At 63.8% G+C, this 2,528-nt stretch carries 3 protein-coding genes; all 3 read right to left on the reverse strand.

The features are described 5' to 3' along the window. The coding region (locus tag FAZ21_RS19950; protein WP_136775178.1) for a lysozyme at positions 1-698 on the reverse strand (698 nt) is incomplete at its 3' end. Between the two features lie 80 nt (positions 699-778). Next, complete coding sequence (locus tag FAZ21_RS19955; protein WP_169307516.1) at positions 779-1,255, reverse strand: DUF4376 domain-containing protein; 477 nt, start codon at positions 1,253-1,255, stop codon at positions 779-781. 2 nt (positions 1,256-1,257) lie between these two features. Then, positions 1,258-2,454, reverse strand: a complete 1,197-nt coding sequence (locus FAZ21_RS19960) for a hypothetical protein (protein ID WP_136775180.1) — start codon at positions 2,452-2,454, stop codon at positions 1,258-1,260. Positions 2,455-2,528: the final 74 nt, after the last annotated feature.

The following is a 2,528-nucleotide window of genomic DNA, read 5'->3' on the forward strand; positions in this document are numbered from 1 at the left end:
CGCTCGGCGGCGCGGCGGTTGGCGAGGCCCTGGATGTACTGGCCACCGACATAGCTCCACGCGGGTTTGCCGTGGTCGTTGAGCTGGATAGCGCGGCAGGCGCGCGGCCAGTCTCCGGCGCGGGCGTAGCGCGCTGCCGCCGAATTGCAGGCGCCGGCGATCCCGACGTTGTAGGCAAACACGGTCAGCGCAGCCGCCTGATGCGGCGCCATCTCAACCGGGATGCACCGCGTCAGTTGCTGGTAGCGCTCGCCCAGTTCCTGTCTCAGCCAGGCATCGCAAGTGGCATCGGCATAGGTGGCGTCCAGCCGCACCTGGCTGCCGGTCTGGCCATAGCAGGCGGTCGGCACGCCGGCGATGTCGAGGTAGGTGGTGTTACGTTTGCCCTCCCACTGCATCGCCAGCGGCGTGGCCAGCGCCAATATCGCCGCCACCGCGACGGCGGCCGGGCGAGCCTTGCCGGCATCATGGCGCCAGCGCTGGCGCGGCTGGTCCTGATGCAAGCCGGGTTGCATCACCAGCCGGGCATAGCCGCCGGCCAGCATCAGCGCCACATTGACCAAACCCCACAGCCACAACGGCACGGCGTGGATGAACACCGACCAGACGCTGCCCGCGGTGTTGAGCACTGCCGTCAGCAGCATGATCTGGACGCTGCGCATCTCCAGCGCCCGTCGCCAGTTCGACACCAGTTGCATGGTTCGCTCCCAATAAAAAAGCCCGCATCGAGCGGGCAACAAAAAGCCCCGCCGTGGCGGGGCTGCGTGCTGTGAATGGATCAGGCCAGTGGCCAGCCGATCACGTAGTCGGCCAGTGCGTCGTCGGGCAATGCCGCCACTTCGGTCTTCATCTGTTCGGCGCGACCGAAAATCAGGGCACCGTACTCGACCATGGCGCCGTACAGGGTAGTGATCATGGCGGCGTCGCCTGGCCCGACCTGCTCGTTCAAGACGTCCTTCCAGTAGCCAACCGGCGAGCCCCGCCCGGCCAGCAGGGTGAGCGTCAGCCGCTCGCGCGCCATGTCATCGCTGTCCCACCAACGGCCAAGCGCGGGGAATCCGCTGCTCTCCATCTGGGTGCGCCAGGTGTTGATGCGGGCGTTGAGCTGGGTGCGGCCGGGGCCGGCGGCTGGCAACGGGGTGTTGCCTTCAGCGATCCAGGCCAGATAATCCAGATAGTCGTAGTTGTCCGGGTCAGCGGGGATGCTGGCCCCGTCCTGTACCCGGATGATGCAATCACCCATCGTCCGGTACATGGTCATAGCTCCGCGTCGGCTGTGTACAGCGCATAGGTATATTCGCCGGCAGTCCAACCGTTGTTGCCGCCGGGCTCCCAATGCGTCTCGCTGCTGCTCGTAGAAATCACAGCCTTATCTGCATTCGACGGTCTGAACCGCCACGTGCCGGCTGCTCCAGTCGTGTCGTTGTATGGCGTGATGGTGGGACCGCTACGCATGCGGGTACGCAGTAGCACGTGCCCCGATGTGAGGGAGTAGCTGTTCTGGCAGAACGCCATGGCAATGGGTCTCCCAGTGGTACCTGGCGCCACTGGCAGCGGGTAGTTCTTCTGGAAATAGCGCTCGCATAACATCGCTTCCAGCGCCATTTGCCGATGTTCGAACCCGGCCGCAACTGATCCGGCTCGCAACTGCGCACCAGTGACCGCGAAAACATTCCCAACGGTGTCGAGACAGTTGACCTGAGCAGAGCTGCCGACGAAGTTCCCGGTTTGCCACGCATTTGGCGCGGTTTGCAGACTTGAACCGCAGGCCAATATGAACATCACCGCCAATCCACGACCATTAGTCCAATTCCAAGTGCCGACCGCAATCAAGCCCCCGGGAATCGTGATCGTTTTTGTTTCCCAGGTGTTGGCCGCATTGACGGTGTATTCGGCCACATAGGTGCGGTCGGCACCGGCGTTGCCGAACGCTACGCAGTGCGTGCCCGTTTTTGAACTGCGCACCCGAAACACCACGGTGAAATCGCGGCCGATCAGATCGGACACGTTATAGCCTTCGATGAATTGCTGAACCGCAAAAAACCCTCCGGCTGCAATACTGGTATCGGCCGTCGCTACCGTAGCACGCAGGCTGTACTGGAATTCAGCATCACTCGGAGCGTCGGCAACTTGCGCGATCGTAACTGCGCCCGTAGTTGCAGCGCCGGCTCGCCAGCGATCCAATGTGTATTTGCCGTTGGTCACGGCGGCAAAACTGGTGCCGCGCTGGGCAATCACCATATCGCCGTTGATGATGCGGTTGTGCCAAGGCTCAACCAGCAACTGCCCCTGCAACTTGCCAATGGCCGCCTCGACGCTATCAGCGGGGGTGACCTGGCCGGCCTCGGTGGTCACCATCCCCGCCAGATCGACCGCCGCACCCGGTAGCCGGTCACCGGCAGGTAGCTGCTGGCGCCGGCCATTCACCAGCACCAGCGGGCGACGTGCCGTCATCACAGCACCACGTAGCCGGCGTCGTCGGTCACCAGTTCGGTCGCCGATTTGGCGACCCCCAGGTACTGGCTCAC

It is taken from the genome of Chitiniphilus eburneus, assembly GCF_005048205.1.
Lineage (GTDB): Bacteria > Pseudomonadota > Gammaproteobacteria > Burkholderiales > Chitinibacteraceae > Chitiniphilus > Chitiniphilus eburneus.